At 37.6% G+C, this 24,689-nt stretch carries 15 protein-coding genes; all 15 read left to right on the top strand.

Going from position 1 to position 24,689, the window contains the following annotated elements; genetic code table 11:
• The first annotated feature begins 79 nt into the window (after positions 1-79).
• The 15 genes from tssC (at position 80) to tssA (ending at position 24,637) form a co-directional block, all read left to right on the top strand.
• Entirely contained in the window at positions 80-1,606 is a 1,527-nt protein-coding gene (gene tssC / locus RHO11_11380; GenBank protein WVD61073.1) for a type VI secretion system contractile sheath large subunit, read from the top strand.
• Between the two features lie 121 nt (positions 1,607-1,727).
• Positions 1,728-3,080 (top strand): type VI secretion system baseplate subunit TssK, encoded by a 1,353-nt coding sequence (gene tssK / locus RHO11_11385; GenBank protein WVD61074.1) that lies wholly within the window; start codon positions 1,728-1,730, stop codon positions 3,078-3,080.
• Between the two features lie 10 nt (positions 3,081-3,090).
• The gene (tssL, locus tag RHO11_11390; GenBank protein WVD61075.1) at positions 3,091-3,756 is read left to right on the top strand and encodes a type VI secretion system protein TssL, short form; all 666 of its coding nucleotides are present in this window, start codon (positions 3,091-3,093) and stop codon (positions 3,754-3,756) included.
• 13 nt (positions 3,757-3,769) lie between these two features.
• Entirely contained in the window at positions 3,770-5,542 is a 1,773-nt protein-coding gene (locus tag RHO11_11395) for an OmpA family protein (GenBank protein ID WVD61076.1), read from the top strand.
• A gap of 47 nt (positions 5,543-5,589) precedes the next feature.
• Positions 5,590-6,078, top strand: coding sequence for an Hcp family type VI secretion system effector (locus RHO11_11400; protein ID WVD61077.1), 489 nt, complete (start codon positions 5,590-5,592; stop codon positions 6,076-6,078).
• 247 nt (positions 6,079-6,325) lie between these two features.
• The gene (tssH, locus tag RHO11_11405; protein ID WVD61078.1) at positions 6,326-9,214 is read left to right on the top strand and encodes a type VI secretion system ATPase TssH; all 2,889 of its coding nucleotides are present in this window, start codon (positions 6,326-6,328) and stop codon (positions 9,212-9,214) included.
• A gap of 94 nt (positions 9,215-9,308) precedes the next feature.
• Positions 9,309-11,666, top strand: a complete 2,358-nt coding sequence (gene vgrG, locus RHO11_11410) for a type VI secretion system tip protein VgrG (GenBank protein WVD61079.1) — start codon at positions 9,309-9,311, stop codon at positions 11,664-11,666.
• A 2-nt stretch (positions 11,667-11,668) separates the two neighbouring features.
• Entirely contained in the window at positions 11,669-12,580 is a 912-nt protein-coding gene (locus tag RHO11_11415; protein ID WVD61080.1) for a hypothetical protein, read from the top strand.
• Between the two features lie 32 nt (positions 12,581-12,612).
• Positions 12,613-16,644, top strand: a complete 4,032-nt coding sequence (locus RHO11_11420; GenBank protein WVD61081.1) for a hypothetical protein — start codon at positions 12,613-12,615, stop codon at positions 16,642-16,644.
• A gap of 32 nt (positions 16,645-16,676) precedes the next feature.
• The gene (locus RHO11_11425) at positions 16,677-17,279 is read left to right on the top strand and encodes a hypothetical protein (GenBank protein WVD61082.1); all 603 of its coding nucleotides are present in this window, start codon (positions 16,677-16,679) and stop codon (positions 17,277-17,279) included.
• A gap of 29 nt (positions 17,280-17,308) precedes the next feature.
• Positions 17,309-17,962, top strand: a complete 654-nt coding sequence (locus RHO11_11430; protein WVD61083.1) for a hypothetical protein — start codon at positions 17,309-17,311, stop codon at positions 17,960-17,962.
• A gap of 125 nt (positions 17,963-18,087) precedes the next feature.
• The gene (locus RHO11_11435) at positions 18,088-18,360 is read left to right on the top strand and encodes a PAAR domain-containing protein (GenBank protein ID WVD61084.1); all 273 of its coding nucleotides are present in this window, start codon (positions 18,088-18,090) and stop codon (positions 18,358-18,360) included.
• Positions 18,360-19,562: a hypothetical protein gene (locus RHO11_11440; GenBank protein ID WVD61085.1), complete on the top strand. Its 1,203-nt coding sequence runs from the start codon at positions 18,360-18,362 to the stop codon at positions 19,560-19,562. The genes RHO11_11435 and RHO11_11440 overlap by 1 nt, the downstream gene beginning before the upstream one ends.
• Positions 19,563-19,617: 55 nt before the next feature.
• Positions 19,618-22,995, top strand: a complete 3,378-nt coding sequence (locus RHO11_11445) for an ImcF-related family protein (protein ID WVD61086.1) — start codon at positions 19,618-19,620, stop codon at positions 22,993-22,995.
• A gap of 13 nt (positions 22,996-23,008) precedes the next feature.
• Positions 23,009-24,637 (top strand): type VI secretion system protein TssA, encoded by a 1,629-nt coding sequence (tssA, locus tag RHO11_11450; protein WVD61087.1) that lies wholly within the window; start codon positions 23,009-23,011, stop codon positions 24,635-24,637.
• Positions 24,638-24,689: the final 52 nt, after the last annotated feature.

The raw sequence follows: 24,689 nt of genomic DNA on the forward strand, positions 1-24,689 counted from the left end.
AGCCGAAAGTAGCATGAGGGCGCTATCTGAATTAGCCTAAAGCTATTGTGATAAAGATTAAGAAAAAGGACGGAAAATAATGTCAGTACAGAAAGAAAAGGGTACAGCTCAAGTCGTTACTCAAGACGCAGGTAGCGTATATCAATCTCTATTTAGTAAAATCAATTTAAACCCAGTTAGTAAAGCTGAAGATATGGATAAGTATGAAGACAATGATGTCTTATTTGAATCTTCAACCGATGAACGCGTTACGATGGCGGTAAACATCTTATTAAAGATGATTCAAGACTCATCACAAAAAGTAGAAAAATTAGATAAACACTTACTTGACTATCATATTAGCCAAATTGATCAAAAATTAAGCCGTCAACTTGATGCAATTATGCACAATCCGGTATTCCAAGAGATTGAGTCAACATGGCGTGGACTTAAATTTTTAGTTGATCGTACCGACTTCCGTCGTAATGTTAAAATTGAACTTCTTGATGTATCAAAAGATGCACTTCGCCAAGACTTTGAAGATGCACCTGAGATTAATCAGACTGGCTTCTATCGTCATACTTATATTCAAGAATATGATACCCCGGGTGGTGAACCATTAGGTGTGACTATTTCTAATTATGAATTTGATCGTGGTCCGCAAGATATTGCTTTATTACGTAATGTTTCTAAAGTTGCTGCGGCGGCACATATGCCATTCATCGCCTCTGTAGGACCTAAATTCTTTGGTAAAGATTCAATGGAAGAAGTTGCAGCAATTAAAGATATTGCTAACTACTTTGACCGTGCAGAATATACTAAATGGAATAGTTTCCGTGAAACTGATGACTCACGTTATATTGGTTTAACTTTACCGCGTGTACTTGCTCGTTTACCTTATGGTCCAGAAACGGTTCCTGTACGTAGCTTTAACTATGTTGAGGAAGTGAAAGGTCCTGATCATGACCGTTATTTATGGGCTAACGCTTCATTTGCTTTTGCGGCAAATATGGTTCAAAGCTTTGTTCGTAATGGTTGGTGTGTACAAATTCGTGGGCCTCAAGCAGGTGGTTTAGTTGAAGATTTACCGATTCACCTATATGACCTAGGTACCGGTAATCAAGTTAAGATCCCAACTGAAGTCTTAATTCCAGAAACGCGTGAATTTGAATTCGCTAATCTTGGTTTTATTCCATTATCATTCTATAAAAATCGTGATTATGCTTGTTTCTTTTCGGCTAACTCTTCACAAAAACCAGCGCTTTACGATACTAAAGAAGCGACGGCAAATAGCCGTATTAACTCGCGTTTACCGTATATTTTCTTATTATCACGTATTGCACATTATCTAAAAGTGATTCAACGTGAAAATATAGGTGCAACCAAAGACCGCCGTGTGCTTGAGTTAGAATTGAATAAATGGATCAATAACTTAGTAACTGAAATGACGGATCCAAGTGACTCAGTTCAAGCATCACATCCATTACGTCAAGCACAAGTGATTGTTGAAGATATTGAAGATAACCCAGGTTTCTTTAAAGTAAAAACTTTCTTAGTACCACATTTCCAAATTGAAGGTATGGATATTAATTTATCAATGGTATCGCAAATGCCTAAGGCTAAATAGTTTTAGCTAGTGTGTATATGCTAATCACCGTGGCGGGATGACTAATAATAACGTCACGGTTGATACCAATATTGATAAATAAAAAATATACCGTTAAATATTAGGTGGAGCAGTAAGAAGAATGAAAATATATCGCCCTCTTTGGAATGAAGGGGTGTTTTTAACACCGGAACAATTTCAACAACAAACGCTATGGGAATCTTATAGCCGGCAACAGCTAGCTAAGCTCTATTTAGCTAATCCATGGGGTATTGAACGCCTACAGATCGATGAGCAATCTTTAGTGCTTGATCGTCTAAGCCTTCTATCATTAAATTTACGCTTTTTAGATGGAACATTGATCGATACAGATATCGCTGATAATCTTCCTACTGTGCGCAATTTAGCCACCGATATTCCACCCGCTTTAGATGAAGTGACTGTTTATGTTGGTTTACCATTGTTACAGGCCAACGGCGAAAACTGTGCCTTCGATGAACAGCATCTTGAGCGACCAATGCGTTATCGACAAGAGTGGGTTGAAGTTAAAGATTTATTAGGCAGTGGTACTGAAACGATTGCGGTTGAGCGTTATGCGTTAAATTTTTTATTTGATTTTGAAGATCATAGCGAATATGTGACCTGTCCTATCGCTAAATTAAAGCGCGATCTTAATGGCCGTTTTGTGGTTGATAACCAATATTTACCACCACTCCTTAACTTATATACACAAAGTGGTTCACTGCTGAAAGAGCTCGAACTACTTTGTATCCAAATTCAGGCTAAACGCCAACGTTTGATGGGCATGCGTCATGAACGTAATCAACAGATGGCAGAATTTGCCGTTGCCGATGTCTCGCTTTTCTGGTTGCTTAATGCCTTAAATAGTTTTGAACCGCAATTAAAATTCTTACGTGATAATCCTGCTCTGCATCCAGAAAATTTATATCAAAAATTAGTTGCATTGACCGGTGCATTACTAACGTTCTCGCTGGCTCATAGTGTTGATGAAATTCCGTCATACCAACATAATAACTTGAATGCTGTATTTCCGCCGTTATTTGAATTAACACGTAATATCTTAGAAGAGAGCTTACCATCGCGAGTGATTAAAATTGATCTGGTACATGATAAAGATACTTTCTGGACTGGTCGCTTAAACGATGGACGACTAGTAGAGGAAGCTGATTTCTACTTATCTGTGCGTTCAAGTATGCCTGCGCATCAACTACAGTCGCAATTCCCTATTTTATGTAAAGCAGGTGCGCCAGATGACGTAAGACAAATTATTCACTCGGCATTATCGGGAATTCCAATTAAAGCACTTAGCCATGTACCTGCGGCAATCCCGATGCGTCTGGAAAACCAATATTTTGCTTTAGACTTGTCACATAGTGCTGCAAAAAATATGTTACTACATCGATGTTGTGAGTTTTATGTACCGCGGGCAATGCCAGATATATCATTAGAACTTTTTGCCGTATTGCGTTCATAGGGATAGGATTATGAGTATAGAACAAAACAACTTAACGATTGATGAATTACTGCGCGATACGCTCTTAACTGTTGTACAACTAAGAGAAGGTGCTGATATTCCATCAGTAAGTAAACTTTATAACCAATGTAAAGCGCAAGTGACAACATTGAGAGAATGCTTACAAAAAGCACACTACAGTCAAGATATTATTGATGATATTAGTTATGCACAGTGTGCATTACTTGATGAAGTGGTATTGCTATGCAGCAAAGACAGTAGTAAACCTCGTGATTATGATCAATGGCTTGGCGCTCCTTTACAGGTCGTCTTTTTTAATACCCATAACGCAGGCTATGATCTATTTGAAAAGATTCGTACTCGACTACGTGCCGATAAAAAAGAGTATTTAGTTTTAAACTGTTTTGATCGGGTATTAGGAATGGGCTTTCAGGGATGCTATTTAAATCAACCTCAAATGGAGCGGGAACACCTAATTATCGCTTTACGCGAATCTTTACGCACCAGTGATGCTGATCTTGCTCATCCGATTATTGAACATACTCAGACTTACCGATATTTAGGCCGCAAAGCAGTATTGATCGCCTGTACTGCTGTTTCTGTTGTGTTAGCGATTGGACTCTATCTCCTTTTAGACCATCGCCTTGATCAACTATTAACTCCATTAATGCAATAAGGATAGACGAGTAATGAACGATTATCCTTGGCGAGTACAGATTATTTATGGAGCAATATTAGGATTGCTCCTATTTTGGCTATTTTTACCCATAACGATTGGGTGGAAACTGCTGGCGACATTAATTATTCTTGCGATTGCAGGCGGATTATTCTATCAGTTATTAAAATATCGCAAATTACTTAATGCTTCGACTCATAATATCGAGTTTTTAGCCGAAAAATTAGCCTTATTACCAGCAAGGCAGCGTTATCGTTTACCGATATTTTTAGTTACCGGAAATGGTGCTAAAGACTTTTTTCCAGAAGATCTAACGGTTGCAGAACAGAATATTATTGTCTCGTCAGAAGCAGTATGGATCTATGTTGAAGAGTATTCTGAGTTACCGATAGTGTTTGATTCTTTAGTCGCTCGTTGGCCTGATATGTTAGGACGGATTGGTGTGTTTTTGGCTCTCACTCCTGAGTTGGAAAGCAAACAAGGATTATTTACAGCCAAATTGCAGGCGTTTCGACAATCGTGGGTTGATACCTGTCGAATGGCAAAATATCAGCTACCTGTCTATGTTTCAGCGCATATTGGTCTTAATAATCTACATTATCATGACAACGCAACGGTGCCAGTATATTGGTATCAAATCATTGATCGAAAATTATCGCTACTTGATGACTACTTATCACCGATAGACAACTGGGTTAATGATAAGGTGATTAATTCTCATGAGCGTCAACAGCGTCTAGCGATTCGTGCGATGTTGCTTGAATATGAGGCTTGGATAAATAGCAATATATTACAAGTACTAAGCGATACCAAGCAACCCATTGCTAAATGTATTCCAACAGGGACAGTGATTTATCCGATTAATAACCATCAAGAGCCTGATAATCTTATTGCGCGTCGATTTGCCGATATTACTACACTGTATCTACCGAATGATCCAGCAATTGAACAAGTGATTACCGCTCCCGATCGTCTCGTTAAATTTATGCCAATTGCTTATCCCTATTCACCGATTAGAAAAGCAATATGCAATATCGTGATGATGAGTGCAGTATTTTTTATGGGTGCCCTTGGCGCATCTTATTGGAATAACATTAAGTTAGCGCAACATATCAATAATGATATTCAAAGCTATGAATTGATTGCGATGGATAGTTATGCTGAAAAATGTGAAGCCTTAGCGCTATTAAAAGAGGATCGCGAGCTATTAAATACCTATTTTAAACAAGGTGAGCCGATCAAGTTAGGATTAGGGCTATATCATGGTCAAGATCTACTTAAACCACTAAATTTAGCGATTAGTAACTATGTACCAGAGCCGCCAAAGATTGAGATCCCAAAACCAGATACGGTTTATATTACCAAACGTGAAGTCGTCATCAAAGAGGCTCAAGTGATTCGTTTAGATAGTTTATCACTTTTTGAAAGTGGTCAAGCAACGCTAAAACCAGACTCAACGAAAGTATTGATTAACGCTTTGATGGATATCAAAACTCAAATTAAAGAAAATAATGGAGTAGGCTTTTTAGTGCTTATTTCAGGACATACCGACTCAACGGGTGATGCGAATAAAAATCAGCTGTTATCCCTAGATCGGGCTGCTGCGGTTAGGAATTGGTTGATTCAAACCAGTGATATTCCTGAAACCTGTTTCGCTGTACAAGGGTATGGCGCAAAAGTACCGTTGGAAAGTAACGATACTCTCGAAGGTCGTGCAAAAAATCGACGGGTAGAAATAACCTTAGTTCCTCAAACTTCAACGTGTAAGTTGGAAGATGAAAACTAAATATAAGTAATTTTTTTATCAACAATGACTAATAAGGAGTTAAAACAATGGCAGTTCCAGCGTATATGTTTTTAAAAGATGATGGCGGTTCTGAAATCAAAGGTTCAGTAACAGTTGAAGGCCGTGAAGGTAGTGTTGAAGTGGTTGAGTTCGATCATAAAGTTTACATTCCAACCGATGGCAATACTGGTAAATTAACTGGTACTCGTGTGCATAAAGCACTTGAGTTTGTAAAAGAAGTGGATTCATCATCTCCATACCTTTACAAAGCAGTAACAACGGGTCAAAACTTAAAATCAGTTGAAATCAAATGGTACCAAATTGATAACGCTGGTCAAGAAGTTGAATATTTCAACACGTTTATGGAAGGCGTGAAAATCGTTTCTGTAAAACCTGAAATGCACAACATCAAAGATCCAACAAAAGAACAATACAATCACTTAGAGCGTATTGAGCTTCGTTACGAAAAAATTACTTGGACTTTCAAAGATGGCAACATCATCCACTCAGACAGCTGGGTTGAAAGCCGTAGTTAATCGTGTGAGTAAAGCTAATTCTGCCTGAATCATATCAGGCAGAATCTTAGCATTATGTTTAACTATATTAATTACCTGATATAGCACTGAGTTAATACAGTTAAACATAATGGTCTAGTATTTTTTTACTAGAATTAGATACTACAGCAAGATAATAACGAGTTATTTACAGCACTTACGTTTAACCGCACTAAAACGGTGTCGTGCTATAAAAAATAAATTATAGGTAGGGATAAAAGGAATAGTTATGCGAACAGATCCATCCACTTTATTACGACGATTAAACCCTTACTGTGCAAAAGCGCTGGAAGCCGCTGCAGGGCTATGCCAAACGCGAGCACATGTTGAAATTACCCCTGAACACTGGTTATTAAAATTATTAGAACAAGGTAATGGTGATATTACCGTGGTAGCTCGTCACTACCAACTCAATATGGATGAGATTTGGCAAGGGTTACTTAGCTATCTTGACGCGTTACCTCATACTGTTAATCAAAAACCAAGTTTATCTGCATCACTCATTAGCTTATTACAGGCAGCATGGTTAAAAGCCTCTCTTGATGATCATGAAGATATTATCCGTTCGGTTCATATTCTTGAAGCCCTACAAGAGTCACCACAAATACTCAAAGCACAAGACGCATGGCCATTACTGACGATACCTGTTATTTCATTAAAACGCCTACGTCCTAGACTGGATGAAATTTCTGATGAAAATCCAGTGATGCAATCCTATGTTGATCAATCAGTTAGCAGTGCTGATGCAGAGCAAGCGATTGAATCACCAAATACCGTTGTTAAAAATAGTGATAAAACCTCTAAATCGACTACGCCTAATCATACAGAAAATGCGACTAAAGCGAATGAACAACAAAAACATCACCAAGCTGCACTCAGTCGTTTTTGTGAAGATGTGACTGAGAAAGCGCGCTCAGGAAAAATTGATCCGGTATTTGGTCGCGATAATGAAATTCGCCAGATGATCGATATTTTATCTCGTCGCCGTAAAAATAACCCTATTTTAGTTGGTGAGCCGGGCGTGGGTAAAACCGCACTGGTTGAAGGGTTAGCGCTACGTATTGCTGAAGGTAATGTTCCTACAAATTTAAAAGATGTTAGCATTATGACCCTTGATTTAGGCTTACTACAAGCGGGTGCAGGGGTAAAAGGTGAGTTTGAACAACGGCTAAAAAATGTTATTGATGCTGTGCAGCAGTCACCAACTCCAATTTTACTCTTTATTGATGAAGCGCATACCATAATTGGGGCTGGTAATTCAGCAGGCGGTGCTGATGCGGCTAACTTATTAAAACCGGCACTGGCTCGCGGTGAACTACGTACTATTGCAGCGACAACGTGGTCTGAATATAAACAATATTTTGAAAAAGATGCCGCTTTAGAACGTCGTTTCCAAATGGTTAAAGTTGATGAGCCAAATGACGATAACGCTAGCCTAATGCTGCGAGGGCTAAAATCGCGTTATGCTAAACATCACGGCGTGCATATTTTAGATGAAGCTGTAAAAACGGCAGTTACACTATCGCGTCGTTATATTACAGGACGTCAATTACCAGACAAAGCCGTTGATTTACTTGATACCGCTTCAGCTAGAGTCCGAATGAGTTTAGATACTATTCCTGAATCGATTACGGCGCTTAATGCAAAAATTATCGCACTAACGTTTGAACAAGAAGCATTGATTGCTGATCAAAATATTGGTGAAGCGGATTTACAGCAGCGACTTGATGAAATCGCAGCGCAAACCGAGCAGCTACAACAGCAGTTAACTGCTGAACAAAAACAGTTTGATGAAGAAAAAGCGCTTATTGAACAATTAATCGAGCTACGTAGTAAAATCAGTACAGATGATAAAGCGCTTACTAAGCAGATCAAGGCAATCCAACAACAATTAACGCAATTGCAAGGCAACAATCCGCTACTTTCACTTGATGTCGATAGTCGCACTGTTGCAACCGTAATCGCTGACTGGACCGGTGTTCCGCTTGATAGCTTAATGAAGGATGAACAGAGCCATCTGTTACGTTTAGAAGATGATTTACGAACCCGTGTTGTTGGGCAAGATATTGCTTTAGCTGAGCTAGCAAGACGCATTCGCGCTGCTAAAACCGGCTTAACATCAGAAGATGCACCAATGGGGGTATTTTTATTAGTCGGACCTTCTGGCGTAGGTAAAACTGAATGTGCGCTAGCCTTAGCAGATACGCTGTTTGGTGGTGAGCAATCGCTGGTAACGATTAATATGTCAGAATATCAAGAAGCGCATACGGTATCACAATTAAAAGGTTCACCGCCGGGTTATGTTGGTTATGGTCAGGGTGGAGTATTAACCGAAGCTGTACGTAAAAGACCGTACAGTGTGGTACTACTTGATGAAGTAGAAAAAGCCCATAAAGATATTCTTAATCTATTTTACCAAGTCTTTGACCGTGGGATGATGCGTGATGGTGAAGGCCGTGAAATCGACTTCCGTAATACGTTAATTCTGATGACGTCAAATTTAGGTAGTGATCAGCTGATGGCGCTATTTGAAGAGATGCCTGATGCCCCTGTTGCTACCCAATATGAGCTACTACGCCCGGTGATTCGTGACCATTTCCAACCGGCGTTATTAGCTAGATTCCAAACGGTAATTTTTACGCCACTGGCACGTAATGCAATGCGACAAATTGTTGAAATGAAATTTAGCAAAGTGGCGAAACGACTACAGCAACACTATCAAATTACCTTTAAGGTCGGTCAAGCGCTCTATGAACAGTTAGTTGATGCTTGTTTATTACCCGATACAGGCGCCCGTAATATTGACAGTATTTTAAACCAACAAATTTTACCGGTGGTATCTAATTTGCTGTTACAGAAACGTGATAGTGATAAAACTCAGCAAGTATTATCCCTTGATTTTGTTGATGGTGAAGGGATCGTGCTTGAATGGGGTGAGCAGATTAGTCAGTCTGCAAATAAATCGTCTACTGAATCAAAAACATCCGTACAGGGTAAAGCAAAGTTAAAAACGAAAGCGACCACAAAAACGGAACAATCAAAAAAGGCTCAAGTAAAAAACCAAACAGCCCATGATAAAAAGGCGAATGGTAAAAATAAGACGGTGAAACCGAAATAATGCTTGACGATAAAATGATTGAAAATAGATAAATAGGTGCCAAAGATAATAACACAATAACGGCACCCATAAAAAAGATGAATAGGAGAACATGATGGTAAAACAACTAGGTCAGGCAGTAAATGGGTTGGCTGATGAACTGATCGGTCAAAGCCACAATCGCTATGTATTAACCATCAGCGAACTGACGTCATCATTATCGGTCTTATCCGTTAAGGGCGATGAAGGACTTAATACTCCGTGGCGTTATGAAATTATCTTTACAAGTAAAGATAAAAATATCCGCGTAAGTTCAGTATTAAGTCGTTCGGCATCATTTGCCTTTTTACCCGTTAGTCTACTCGGACAAATCAATAAAATTAGTTCGTTAGAAAAACCAGCATCACAAAGAACGTTATATGGTGTGGTAACCGAATTTAGTCAATTATCCAGTAATAAAGATGAAGCTCATTATCGGGTGATTTTGCAACCTCGTTTAGCGTTATTTGCTAATGACCATTATAGTGCTATCTATCAAAATCAAAGTGTCGTCAGCGTGGTGGAAGCTGTTTTGCGCCGTCATGGATTTACGGGAGTTGATTACCGTTTAGAGCTAAAAGATAGCTATCCAGCTCGGGAATTTATTACCCAGTGGCAAGAGAGTGACCTAACGTTTATTAAACGATTACTGAGTGATGTGGGGATCTGGTTTCGTTTTGAAAGTCATACTGAGCATAGCTGTGATGTATTGGTACTTAGCGATTATGAACAAGGGTTAGAAAATGCCGGTAATATTATCTTTAAGGCTCCGAGTGGCATGGTTGATGGTTCACTTAACAGCGTTTGGGATCTTGAGCTGCGTAGCAAAACTGTTGAGCGTCAGGTTATCACTCAAGATTACAACTATCGTACGGCTGAAGCTGATCAGTATTCATTAGTTAACTCGCTTCCTAAAGATAGCACGACCTTAGGGACTGATTATCGTTATGGTGAACACTATAAAGCGCAAGGTAACAATGACCAAATTGAAAGTGGTCAATGGTATGCCAAAATTCGTCATGAACAAAAAATCAGTGATAAGATTATTATTAGTGGCAAGTGTAATGATTACCAGCTAGTACCCGGTCAACGAGTCATTCTCGCGGGTTGTCCAATTAACGGTATTAATGAAGGGGTCATTATTCTAACCACTGCGTGTTATGGTGATCGCAGTGAATCTTACCAAAGTTTTTTCACCGCTATTCCTTATGATGTCTTAAAACCTTATCGTCCAAATCCATTACCGTGGCCACAAGTTGCTGGCACGGTGCCAGCTCGAGTCACAAGCCCCGATAATGATACCTACGGTTATATTGATACGATGGGACGTTATCGGGTGAAGTTTGATTTTGATTTAAAAACCTGGCGCAGTGGTGAAGAGAGTTTATGGGTACGCTTAGCCAAGCCTTACGCTGGCGATACGTATGGTTTCCATTTCCCGTTAATCGATGGTACCGAAGTCGCGATAGCCTTTACCGATGGTAATCCGGATAGACCTTATATTGCTTATGCCATGCATGATAGCACTCACCCAGATCATGTTGCTACTGCGAACAAACACCGTAATGTGATTCGTACGCCAGCTAATAATAAACTGCGTATGGATGACAAACGGGGGCAAGAGCATATTAAACTAGCCACCGAATATGGTAAAACTCAGCTTAACATTGGCCATCTTGTTAATAATGAAAAGGAAAACCGCGGTCACGGTTTTGAACTCCGTACCGATGAGTGGGGAGCGATTCGTGCTGGTAAAGGGTTGTACGTTACGACCGAGGAGCAGTACCAAGCCGGTGACCTACAGCTTAAAATGGAGAGCGCTGTTAAAGAGCTAGAACAAGCTGCCAATATGGTTAAGCAGCTAAATGAACTCGCTCAGGCAGCACAAGCCGAATTGGCTGATTTACAAACTCAAAAACAGTTATTACAACAAAGTTTAAAAGAGTTACAGCAACCGGCAATTTTAAACTATGCACCGTCAGGTATTGCTGATGTAACGCCAAGCTCGATCCAGTTAACGGCCGGTGAAAATATTATCCAAACCGCACAAAGCACCATTGATATTAACGCCTTTAAACGCTTTATGGTAACGGCTGGCAATATGATTAGCCTGTTTGCCAATAAAATGGGTATCAAAATCTTTGCCTCTAAAGGCAATGTTGATATACAAGCGCAAAATAATGAAATGCACTTAACATCCAAACAAAATATGAAAATCACCAGTACCGATAGTGAAGTCATCATCAGTGCCAGTAAAAAACTGACTCTAACCTGCGATGGTGTCGCGATCGTTCTTGAAGGCGGTGCGATTAAACTGATTGCACCGGGCGATGTACAAGCATTGGCAGCGAGTTTTGGCGTTCTTGGACCGTCGAGTTATAGTGCGCCAGCACCAGCGTTGCCAGCGGGTAGTGAATGTACGGAGACATTATAGTAATGACTATAGCAACAGATTTATTATTAAATTCGCAAGAGAACAAAAAATGGTATCGTTATTTATTGTTAGACGGATTGGAAACAATTAATGAACGACATCGTTTACATATCAATATGTTAAGTGAAAATATTGGCAATGATTGTATCTATACGATACCTAGGCCAGAAATTACTCATGATCTTAAGTCTTGTCCTAAGCTTATTTTATTAGCAAAACCTGAACAAAATGTTGATGAAAGTTTGGTTCAAGCCTGTGTAGAAAGGTCTGAGGCAGAGTATCTTTTTCGCAAAAATTATATTTGTAGTTTGTTTTCTAGTCATTTATCACCAACAAAGATGGTTGAAGGAATAGTTAGTACAGGACTATCCTTAGGACGAATATTTGGCTCTCCTTTTTTACCATTTTACGAACCATTTAGAATGCAATTATTTGAATATGGAAATCAAATATGTCCAGAATGGTTGCCGATAATACTATCGATTTTTAAACAATATAACTATTTTACTATTGAGAAAGATTTAAGAATGATAAAAGCATTCGAGAATGACCATATTACCACTCCTGAATTATTCATTACTCATGAAACACATTTTTATCAAAAAGAAGCGAAAAAAATACAAGCATTACATATAGCGTGGTCCGAAATATGTAGAAAAGGAAAAAATACTTTAGCTAATGACTACGATATTATATCACTGGCTCGATTTTATCAAGATAGTCAACGGATTGGTTTGTCAAACACTGAAGATAGTTTCATGTTTGTTCTTTATAGCCAATATTATGGTTACTTACTTAAAAGCAATTTAATTAAACAAGCTATTGATGAGGCTGTTAAGGATCAGGGAAGCTTACTCGATCGATTTAAATTAATTGATGAAAAAGAATTTATTCAACTAAAAGATAAAGCGTAGTTGTATATATCAATATTTTAAGGAATGAAAAGATGACGCAATCAACAGAAAAAAATCTTATAAGCAATATTGCACAAAAATCTGCCTCAATAGCTGATCTTACATGCGGTCTTTGTCAGACACCCGGATTACCTATATTCTTAATTAGAAAATCCATTATTCCGAATGATTACAATGCTAGTATCGATTGGTCAAAAGGAATGAACTTAAGCGAGTTAGAAGGCCGAGAGCCCACTGAACCTTTGGTACATCATAAGAATGTTTATCGTTTATTGAGAGAAGGTTTTGTTTATATTATGTTGCAGCGGGCTGGTTCAACAGAAAAACAGTTTTTGACTTATGAATCACTAGAACAGGGCGGTTTTCGTTTCAAGCCTGAACGTGAAATAGAAGAGAAAAAACCGAAAGAACTCTCAGAACGTTGTGTTAATAAAAACCATCATATTAAAGCGTTATTTTTAAGTATTCCAAATCCTGAAAATTATGATTCAGTATGGATTGCATATAGCCGCCATGCTTGGTCAGAGCAAGTAAAAGAATATTATAAGTCAGTAGACGTCTCAAAATTATCTCGTTTTACTCATATTTTAATAAATAAAAGTTCTATGGTTGATCCAGCATTATTAGTAACTAAAGAAATGGCACCGCGGGCTTTTAATACTGAACAGTTTATTGATGGGGAGCGGATTTTATTCGAGACTCACTTTAAAAATTCTGAGAATAAAAAATTATTATATCCATTTAGGGCTCTCGATCCTTTAGATTTACAAAACGAGCTTAAACTATTAAATGATCAAGGACTAAAAGCTGGAACTGTTATTGTTGAGGATACATTAGGATTAGCTGAAGAGCTTGCATTTTATCGTAGCCAATATGTTCAGCCTTATTTATCAGCAATACGACAAGCCGATTTAAATATTGAGAATATGATCACCCAAGAATATCAACATAACGTTGACGAAGGATTAGCTAAAGAGGGGACGGAATTTGATTCACCACTAGATTTATTGATTAAAGCATACAATCAATATAAAGAAGATAAGCCCTGCGAAGCAGAACAGTTATACAAAAAAACAGATTATTGGCAAAAATTTTTAGATACTTACGGTACTGCAATGCAAACATCTCATGATTCGCCTTTTATAGCGGGATCGATAGTTCAAGGGCAAGATGTTTTACAGAAGGAAGAGAGTTTTGCTGCATGTGTTGTTAATAACAATAACGATGCGTCAATATTGGATCGCTATTTTTCAGAGGATAATGTCTATAAGCGAAAAATATTATCTTGTATTGATAGCTATAAAAATGCCTTATTACAGTTTTATCATGAAACTACAAAAGATACCGAAAAAGTAGTTTATACCTTTAGGGGCGGAATATATGAAAGTACGATTGTGGATAATTATTTTAATAATTCTATAGCAAATAAAAGTGCTGTTCCTAAATATGTATTAGAACAATCTTTAAATCAAATTGAAATCTTTGACATAGAAAAGATGGAGTTACTTGAATTACCTCCAGATATAGCAGATAAAAAACTTAGACAATTTAATGCTCTATACGGCGAGACGCTTTTAGGGAGAAAAAGTGAAGCAACTCATGTTGCAGTATATCGTTATAAAGGTACTGGTTCTGAGTTAGCGCAAAAGAAATTTGATAAAAAGTGGGCTGAAATTGAAAAACGCTTAGATCTGAAAAGATATCAAGAATTTAGTAACGATAATATAAAACTTTATAATGAGTTAATGGATAAAGTACTAAAACTTTCAAAAGACTATTTTACTTACCTCACTTGGTTAGCGGGTAATGAACCTGTGGATAAGACAGACGAAACAGATCATGGCGCTGTTACTAATAATTATGCTATTCAACTAAATAGCTATAATGATAACTATTTCTGGCAAATAGAATATCCAGTTGATTATAGTGATACCCACTTTAATTTTATGACAGATATCATAAAAGTATTAAAAATGGATTACCTCGGAACGATGACATTAGATCAACAATTTGGCGTATGGGATAGAATGTTCAGAAATAAAAAAACGTTATTCTTTTGGCCATTCTACGGTGATGGGAAGAATGATACATTATGGACACTATTATTATCCACTCATCTTAAAGAGAGTGAAAAACTGAAAGATGACCAAATGCTATCGATGAGTGATGTTATTAAACAAGTTGCAGATAACGCTAAAAGCATAATAGGTATTGATCTCGCTAAAAGTAAAATAAAAGATTTTTTAGGATTATATAATGGACTAAATAGTCTTGCCATTGAAGGTTTTTCAAATATTCCAGCAAAAGGAATGTTCGATCTTAAAAATGGTAAAGGTTTTTTGTCTTCCTTGTCAAATCAAGCAACAATCAATACTAAACCTCTCATTAATACTAATTTAACACAAGTCCATTTACAGGGTGCATTTAGATTATTATCGGGTTTAAGCGCGGAAGTTGTTCAATTGAAAGTAAGTCGTAGCCAATTAAATCAAACCTTAGATCTTTTAATTAAAAATAAGATATTAATTTTAAGCTCAGATAGTGCAAAAAATACAATTACAACTACCGAAGGTCGAACGATTACCTTTACTATGAATGAAGCTAAAGGACGAGTCGATATACTTGAAACAACGGGGAAAGGACAATTTACATTACAGGCATTTTTAGTCGGTAAAAATGAAGAAGAGATAAAAAAATTAGCGACAGCGCTCAGTAAAGGTGATTTCTCAGTTCTCAGTGAGATGAAGGACAAAATCTCATTCTCCGCCGTTAAAGGTAATAATTATCATGATATTGAGAGTTACTTTAATGAATTGGTGAATAAAGAAAGAGCAACGGTGTATTTAGAAAATGGTATTTCGCTTGCACTCAATGGTATTTTAGCCATATTTGAAGTATTGAATTTTATGCGTAATCTAGAGTCACTTAACTCACTAAGATTAGGCGAAGCTGAACGAAAGGAAATTTATTCTTCTCTGTCTAAGTCTTGTGTTACTGGGACTCAACTCGCATTTGAAGGAATCGCTAGTAGTATTGCAATTATCACTGCAAATGCTTCTGGTAAATCGGCGTTATTTTTTATCAAACAGAGTTCGGTTCAAATTGCTAGAGGAGCTGGAGCTATATTATCTATTTGGGTGATTGCAGATGGTATAGGTGGCATCTTAAAAGGGGTTGCAAGAGCGAGTTATGGTGATGTGGGGGGATTAGGTTATGTATTAGGCAGTTCATTCCAAATATTATCTGGCGTGGCAGCTTTATTATCAATACTATTCCCTATTTTTGGTATAGTGGCATTTATTTTAGGGGTGATTAGTGCATTATTACTTTGGATATTCAGAGATAAATCCGAAAGTTGGACATTAATCGAAAAATGGATGACCCGTTGTTATTTTGGTAATGCAGAGCATCAAGAAAAACTAACTCCTTACCCATTGAATAATTATGGTACGTTTTACGCGATTAATGACTATTTTTGTGCACTTAACGGGGCAACGGCGACGATTTGGTATGATAGTAATGATAATTCATTATTTGTAAACTCACCAAGATATGATAATACTACTGATATCGGGGCAATACAATCAAGGGGAGACTATGCTACTTTATTCAATAAATCGATTTATATCAATTTAGTATTACCGAATTATGATAAAAATCTTAGCACATTTGATGGAATACTCTATATTGAACCGGATTTAACTCCAGGTAGAAGGCTGGCTAAAGCAGATGAACAGCCAATCAAGGTTAAATTTGAATCAAGTAACAGAGATAATATGCTCCAAATAACCAATAAAGATGATATCCCATTATCGACTTTTTTAGTTCGACAAAAGTTAGAGCTAGATGAAGAAAAAGGGGAACTTTACTCTTATATTAAATTAAAGGATAGTGAGGAGTTCAGCAGCTCATATGGTATTAGTATTAAGCTCGGAGAATTATTAGGTAATCATAAACTAGCCCTAGTTGTGAAATATTGGCAAGAAGGGAAAATTAAACAAGATAACCATGGCCGTAAACAGCAACAGATACCATTATTGCTGACTTACCATTATAAGGATTAAGCATGAAAAATATATTAATAATGAGTCTATGTTTGTTTACAATTTTGTTGACTGGCTGTGATTCTGCTAACATTAAACGGCAGCTTCAAGAAAATCACGATAAGTTAAATCCGAATGGTGATCGTGGGATTTGTTTATATTTGGGAGATTTAAAAAACTATCCCTATACCACTAAGTATATGGAAAAAAATGAATATAATGAACGTATGTTTTATGGTAATGATCGATTTAAAAAGAGATTAGCTGGATTTAGTGAAATAGGCATGTTTACGCGTGAAAAGGTTGCTGAAGAGTACGGTGAGGATATCTATCGCTATGATCTAACTGATTTAGGTACGAAATATTTAAAATCAAACAATTTTTGTTTTGGTCGAGTAACGGTTACAGGAGTCAATAAATTAGATGTAGTAACAGACTCTATAGGACGCACGACGAAAATGGTACGTTTTCAATTTGAAATTGAAAATGTACCAGTCTGGGTAACCACTAATTTACCAATAATTGCACAACTATATGGTGAAGGTGTTCAAAGAATTTTGACCAAGAATGAAGGAAGCTCATTGATGAGATTTATTAAAGTTGAATCCGGGTGGAGTATGCAAGAGGGTGTTATTATTCAATATGGCTATTATTGAGCTTCGCCAGACAGCTTGGGTAAAATGTAATGATAAAAAAAATAGTATTGTTATTCGGTCTACTATTATTAGCTGGTAGCTTAATCGGTTGTGATTCAGCAAAATTAAAACAAGATTTTCAACGAGGGTATGACAAATATAATCCCAATGGTGATCGCGGGATTTGTTTATATTTGGGCCGTATAAAAAACTATCCCTATACCACTAAGTATATGGAAAAAGAAATAAATGATGATATTCCTTTTTTATCTAATATTGAATTTAAAGAGCGTTTAGCGGGTTTTGCTGAAATAGGCATGTTTACACGTGAAAAGGTTTCTGAAGATCACGGTGAAGATATTTACCGTTATAGCTTGACTGATTTAGGGCATCAATATTTAAAGCCAGAGGGTTTTTGTTTTGGTAAAATTATCGTTACGGGAGTTAAAACTAGCGATACAATAACTGATTCCATTGGTCGAGTCATGAAAACAGCACAATTGAGCACTGAAATAGAAAATATACCGGATTGGGTGAATGATAACTTAGATAAGTTATCAACAACTATTGGGGTCAATATGCACGATATTGTACCAAATGGCGGGACATCTATTTTGATGACCCAAACATCGAAAGGCTGGAGTAAACAAGGTCAATTAGGATGGATCCGATATGGCTATTATTTAGCTTCACCTGAGGACTAGGGTGAAATGTAATGATGAAAAAACAGTCTTATTATAGTGCCTATTATGATCAGTATTCATGATATATAAAGATTATTTAATATAATAATCAATTAATTATAAAAAAATAAAGGTATGAATAATTAATGGGAAAACTGCGTTGTGTTATTCGGTTGGGCGATGCAACCAACCACGGAGGTAAGGTAATTTCAGCCTCATCAACAACTATCATACGTGGCAAACCGGTAGCGCGAGTTGGTGATATGGTAAGCTGCCCGAAAAAAGGCCATGGGGTTACGCCAATTATTGAAGGGGAACTTACTTTTAAAGATCAGGGTAAACCTGTTGCTCTCGATGGTCACCATGCCGCTTGTGGTTGTGCACTAATTTCATCGTTGTCAGATGTGGGTAAAGGTTAATGCCAGTTGATTTAACCAAGCTACCTCAATCATTATTACCGCTAAAAAAGTTTAGTTGGTGGTTTTGGGCTATTTTACTATTAGCATTGGTTGTTACTGGTTGCTTTATAACCTTTGTTGTTAGCTTTTTTTACTCAATATCTGATTTATTACTGGTTCTTTGTTCTGTGGTTGTACCGATTGGTTTATGGATGTTTAGTTTGCTATATGGCATTTATTATCGAGGATATTGTGAAGCATATATTAAACAGTGGAATATTTATCGAGATAAACGGCAACAGCAACTGATTGATTATGCTAGACGTGGATTGTATGTATTGCAATTTTCTCTTATTACTGAATATGGAAAAATTGGTAGTGGTAATGGTGTAGCTAATGCCAAGTATGCTATTACAACGAAACCGACGACTAATGGCTGTCATTCTGTTGCCTACAGTTCTTTACCTTTAGCATCTCATCTTGATATAGGTAATTACTACGAACGACTAAAAATTATTTTGGCTTATTGGCGGACTGAACATAAACTTCTATTGACTGAGTTGCCAATAGATACCAATATTCACGTACGACTATTTATTGATACTGAACTTAAAGATGAAAAAATTGAAGAACTTTGGTTAAACAGCTTAGGTAAATTAATTCATCCAGCTAGCTTTTCTATTGAAGATACTCAAAATAGTGCCTTATTTACCCAGCAATGGCTTGATAATAGTGATTATGATGGTGATTTATTATTGCTGATTAATGCTCATCTATTTAACAGTCCAAGCCAAAACGAAGCCGAAGAAGCACTCCTTATGCTATTTGCAGGTGAGCAAGCATTTAAAAAATTAGCGGATGTTATCGATACTGAGCAAGTCGCTAAAATTTACCGTAGTGAACAAACTGGCGAGTTAGCTAAGACTCTTGATCATGCTCTATTATGGGGGCAAGAAGATAAAAAAAGTTATGATGGCGTATGGTATAGCGGTGTATCAAACCAGCAAAATATCGATATTATGAAGCATTTTAATGATATTGAGTTTGAACCAGGCGGGATTTTTAATATTGATACCACCATCGGTAATGCTAAAAACAGTGCTTATTTTTTTGCATTAGCGCTGGCTGTTGAATATGCACAATCAACGGGTAATAAACAATTAATTGTGGTTGGTGAACCCGATATTACCGCCTCGGTGGTGACGACAGTAGCTAAGAAATAACAATAAATAAGACAAAAATAAGATAACAAAAAATAACATAAGAGAATAGAAAAGCATGAAAAAAGTCATTATAGGATGGGTCGTCCTACTGGTATTAATCGCTTTAGCGCTTATCTTTTTTATTTGGCAAGATAGTTTCTCATTTTTACCGACGACGGGTGATAAATGGTTAGGCACTCTAGTTGTGTTAGTGGTGGCGTTGGTGCTATCTCACTTACATAATTTGGTGTTTTTAATGCTCAATAAAGTGATGCGTTTTAATTTTAAATTTAGCGATCACAGCTATATTGATACCGATGACAAAAAACCGCGTAAAAAGAAAAATAGCGGCCCTTTTAGTGACATTACTTCCCGTTTACGCATGCAATTTGGTTTATTCTGGCGCCATCGGGTGCGTAAGTTATTCGTTATTGGTAGCCAAGATGATACCGAACGCCTATTACCTAATTTGACCACTGAACGTTGGCAGCTTAGTGAAAATATTTTAATGCTCTATGCCGGTGATAGTGACGAAGAGCCTAATATCACTTGGCTCAAAGCATTAAAAAAGACCTTTGGTCGTATTATCGGTTTACGGCGTAGGCCACTTGATGGGATTGTCTGGTTACTACCTGATAACTACTTAAATTTAACCCGTCCCCAACAAGCGAGGCTTGAGAAAAATCTACTCCTAATGCAAGAACGCAACAAAGCACTTGGTTGGCAAGCGCCGATTTACTTAGTCAGTTGCCAAAATAGTGAGTGGTTACAAACGGGTCGTATTGAACAAGGTGTGGGTACTTTCTTTACCGGACTTAAAGCAACTAATTTAAATGTCTTAGATAAAGCGTTAGATAAACTTGCTCAGCAATGCTGTGAAAAAGGAACTCAGCAAGTAATCACTAACAATAGCTACGCTTTTTTACTGCAATTAAGTCATAACTTAGTTAAACAAGATAATACACGCATTAAACAGTGGCTGGCTAAATGGCTTGCTTTACCTAAAGCAACTGCACCTCGCGGTCTATTATTCACTCCACCTAGCCTTAATCAAGTTGATGCACAAGAAGCACTTTACTTACCCGAACATAACCTGACTATTAACCCAATGTGGCAAATAATTAGTCAGGATGCAAAAATACAAAGTGGTAAACGCATGGGACTGCCATGGGAGACTTTATTTTGTTCACTACTACTGATCTTTATGGTTGCAACGAGTATTGGGATAGTGAGCTCTTACTATCAAAATAGTCAATTAATTGCGGATACAACGGCATTAGTGACTAAACTTGATGAGTCGAAAACAGCACCTTATGCTGAACGTTTAGAAACCCAATATGCCCTACAATTACAACTGGATCAGTTACTGTATCGTCAAAATGAGGGCACTCCGCTAAGTTTTCGTTTTGGTTTAAATCATAATGAACAGTTATTAGAAGCGGTTTGGCCGCACTATTTGGCGGCGAATGATATCAATATTGCCGAGCCATTTATGGAGTGGCAGAGCAATTATTTATTGGCGTTAACGAATATGTCGCCGGCGGATCCTAATCGCGCTCAATTAGCGAACTCGAGTTACAATGTATTAAAAGCTTATTTGATGCTGACTCGACCTGATAAAACCGATGCAGCTTATTTAGGTGATTTTGTCACTCAGTCATGGCCAGCACCAAAGGATGTTGAAGTGAGTGTATGGCAACAACTGATGCCTGAGTTAGTATCATTTTGGGGACGTAATTTGCACGCTCATCCAAATTGGGCAAAACAGGCTTCATCTGCTTTAATTAAGGATGTTCGGCAGATTTTAATTAATCAGATCGGTTTGCAAAATGCTGAAAATACGATTTATCAGGCGATCTTACAGCGTGCTGGGCAAAATTATGCCAATGTGACACTTGTGCAGTTACTCGGTGATATTGATAGTCGTATGCTATTTAGTTCAACAGGTGAAGTCCCTGGCGTGTTTACTCGTAAGGCATGGGAAAATGTTGTCAAAAATGAGATTGCCAGTGCAGCTAAATCGAGACAAGAGCAGATTGACTGGGTTCTCAGTGATGGTTCACAAACCATGACATCCTCAGTATCACCAGCTGTATTACGCCAGCATTTAACTGATCGCTATTTTGCTGATTATAGTGCGGCTTGGTTACTATTTTTAAATAATATTCAGTGGCGCCAAGCGGATAATATTGCTGATGTTATTGAGCAGTTAACCTTAATGTCTGACGTACGTCAATCACCTATGGTTGCATTAATGAATGTGGTTAAATACCAAGGTGAAGTGGCTTATTCTGGCGGCGGGCTCTCTGATAATTTACTCCGTTCAGCACAAGATTTGGTAAAAGATAAAAATCCAGCCAACTTGAATGTTAAGGTAGAGGCATCTGGCCCATTAACGCCAACATTTGGTCCGGTACTTAATTTACTTAATGTCGAAAATGGTAATGAACTGAGTTTACAAACCTATTTATTGCGAGTGACGCAAGTTCGTCTAAAACTGCAAAATATTACCAGCAGCGCCAATCCACAAGCTATGGCAAAATTATTAGCAAAAAGCGTTTTCCAAGGCACATCGGTTGATTTAACTGAAACACGAGATTACGGTAATTTAATCGCAGCGAATTTAGGTGAAGAGTGGTCTGGCTTTGGTTATAGCTTATTCAAACAACCATTAGAACAAGCATGGCAAGTTATTTTAACGCCAGCAGCGAAAAGCTTTAATGAAGTATGGCAGTCTCAAATTGTTTATGAGTGGGAAAAATCTTTTGCTGGGCGTTATCCATTTAAAAATTCTGATAATGATGCTTCACTTGCTGAATTAGCCCGTTTTTTACGACCTGATGCGGGTGTTGTCGATAAATTTATTGCCAGCGAACTGGGTGGTATTTTAGAAAAACAGGGCGACAAATGGGTTATTAATCCGGTCAACGCACAAGGCCTTAACTTTTCACCGAAGTTTATTGAAGCATTGAATCTATTTAATGCCTTATCGAGTCAGTTATTTGCGTCAGGCGATGCTAAAATCTCGTTTGATTTAATGGCACGTAGTGGTTATAACGTCGTACGTAGCGAGTTGATTATTGATAAACAAAAACTCAACTACTTTAACCAAATGCCAGTTTGGCATCGTTTTACTTGGCCAGGTGAAGGCTACTCTCCCTATGCCCAATTAAGTTTTACCAGTGATGAATCGGGTTTACAGCTTTATGATTATTATGCTGGCGACTGGGCGTGGATCCGTTTGTTAGAATCGGCATTTATCAAACAAATTGATTCCAGTCGTTATGAGTTGGTATGGAAAGTGGGTCCTGATCGTAATTTAAAATACATTTTACGGACTCAGTCAGGGAAGGGGCCATTAACACTACTACAGTTAAAACAGTTTGTGTTGCCTAAGCAGGTTTTTGACGTCAGTAAAAATGACGTAGAATTACAGTTTAATCGAACATTATAAATAGGATATTGTTATGCTTAGTCAGCTATTGAGTCGATTTTTTAGTAAACAAGATCCCCAAGTGGCGATCAATACACGTTTAACTAATCAATGGCGTGATTGGCTCGCGCCGATTTCGCCAGAAAAGCCAGCTGGCGAGGATCTGACTTATCACGATACGTTTCAAGAGATTAAAGAGGAGATCGCCAAATTATCTGGTGTTGACTATAACTTAATCATTAACGGCAGTGAAACTATCATTAAACAGCACAGTAAGGATATTCGTGTTGCTACTTATTACTGTTTAGCGCGTTTACAAGTGGATGGTGCCGCTGGTTTTGCTGATGGCTTGGAGCTATTAGCTGGACTATTAGATACATTTGGTCAGTCACTCTATCCCTCACGTAGTCATATTCGTAAAAATGCGATTGAGTGGCTCGCCAATGCTAAATTTACGGAGTTACTTAATCAATTACAACCGATTGAAGAAGATGATTTAACGCGTATTATTGCTGCGCTGAACTTAATTGATCATTGTAATAAAACGTTATTTGCCAGTGAAGATCCGAGTCAACCCTCACAACAACCTGATTTGAGCGGTTTAATTTTATTTTTTGCTAATAGCTTAAAACAACCACTTAAAATTAAAACCAATGAAAGTCAGGAAGATAAAAATAGTGCCACTTCGCCATCGTCGTCCTCTGTTTATGATAATGAACCGAGTAATAAAATGGCTGATGCGACAATCCGTTCACAGCGCGAGCTACTTGATCAAGCAAGACGAATGGCGACATTTTTACGTGAAAAACCTGAAGGCTATTTAGCAGCAGGGCGTTTTTTGCGAGCATTGCGTTGGGATACGGTGAGTAATCTACCGCCGATGGATCACCGCGGACGGACTCGTCTTCCTGCACCAAGAAATGAGTTAAGACAAAATATTAGTCGTTTAGTTATTCAACAACAGTGGCATGAGTTATTTGAACGGGTAGAAGCGGCATTTATGGAAAATGCGAATCACTTTTGGTTTGATTTACAACGTGCGGCTGTGCTCGCTTTACAAAAAATGGGTGAGCCTTATCAATCATGGGCTGATATTTATTTAACGGATATCGGTTTAATGTTTGAACGTTTACAAGGTATTGAGCGTTTAGCCTTTGAAAATGGTACCCCATTTGCTGATGATGAAACGTTACATTGGATCGCGACAACGGCTCGAATTCATCATCTTGATGAAGAAAATACCTTAGCACCGATTGCGGTATCTGGTGAAAATGACTGGAATGAAATTGAGAAACAGGCAATAGAACTGGCAAATAGTGAAAGCTTAGAAAAAGCCTTTATTTGGTTACAAGGTTTACCCGCAATTCGTTTACCGAAACAGAGTTATTTATTACAATATACGCAAGCTAGGATTGCTGAACAAAATGGTAAACTTGATATTGCTTTAAAACTATTAGCGGGTTTAAACGAAAAACAGTACACACTTAATTTACAGGCTTGGGAGCCCGATTTAATATTTGATGTAAAACATCAATTATTGCGTTTACTAAAACAGAAAATGCAATTAAAAGAGATAAATAGAACATCACTTATGGATGATATCGAACGATTACAGCATGAATTGATCCAAATCGATCCGGCAAGGGCATTAACGGTAATATAAGATGTATTGTGGCGTTGTTAGTTGTTTAATGAGTACTTAAAGATGGTATGGG

The sequence above is a fragment of the Orbaceae bacterium BiB genome, assembly GCA_036251205.1.
Classification (GTDB): domain Bacteria; phylum Pseudomonadota; class Gammaproteobacteria; order Enterobacterales; family Orbaceae; genus Orbus; species Orbus mooreae.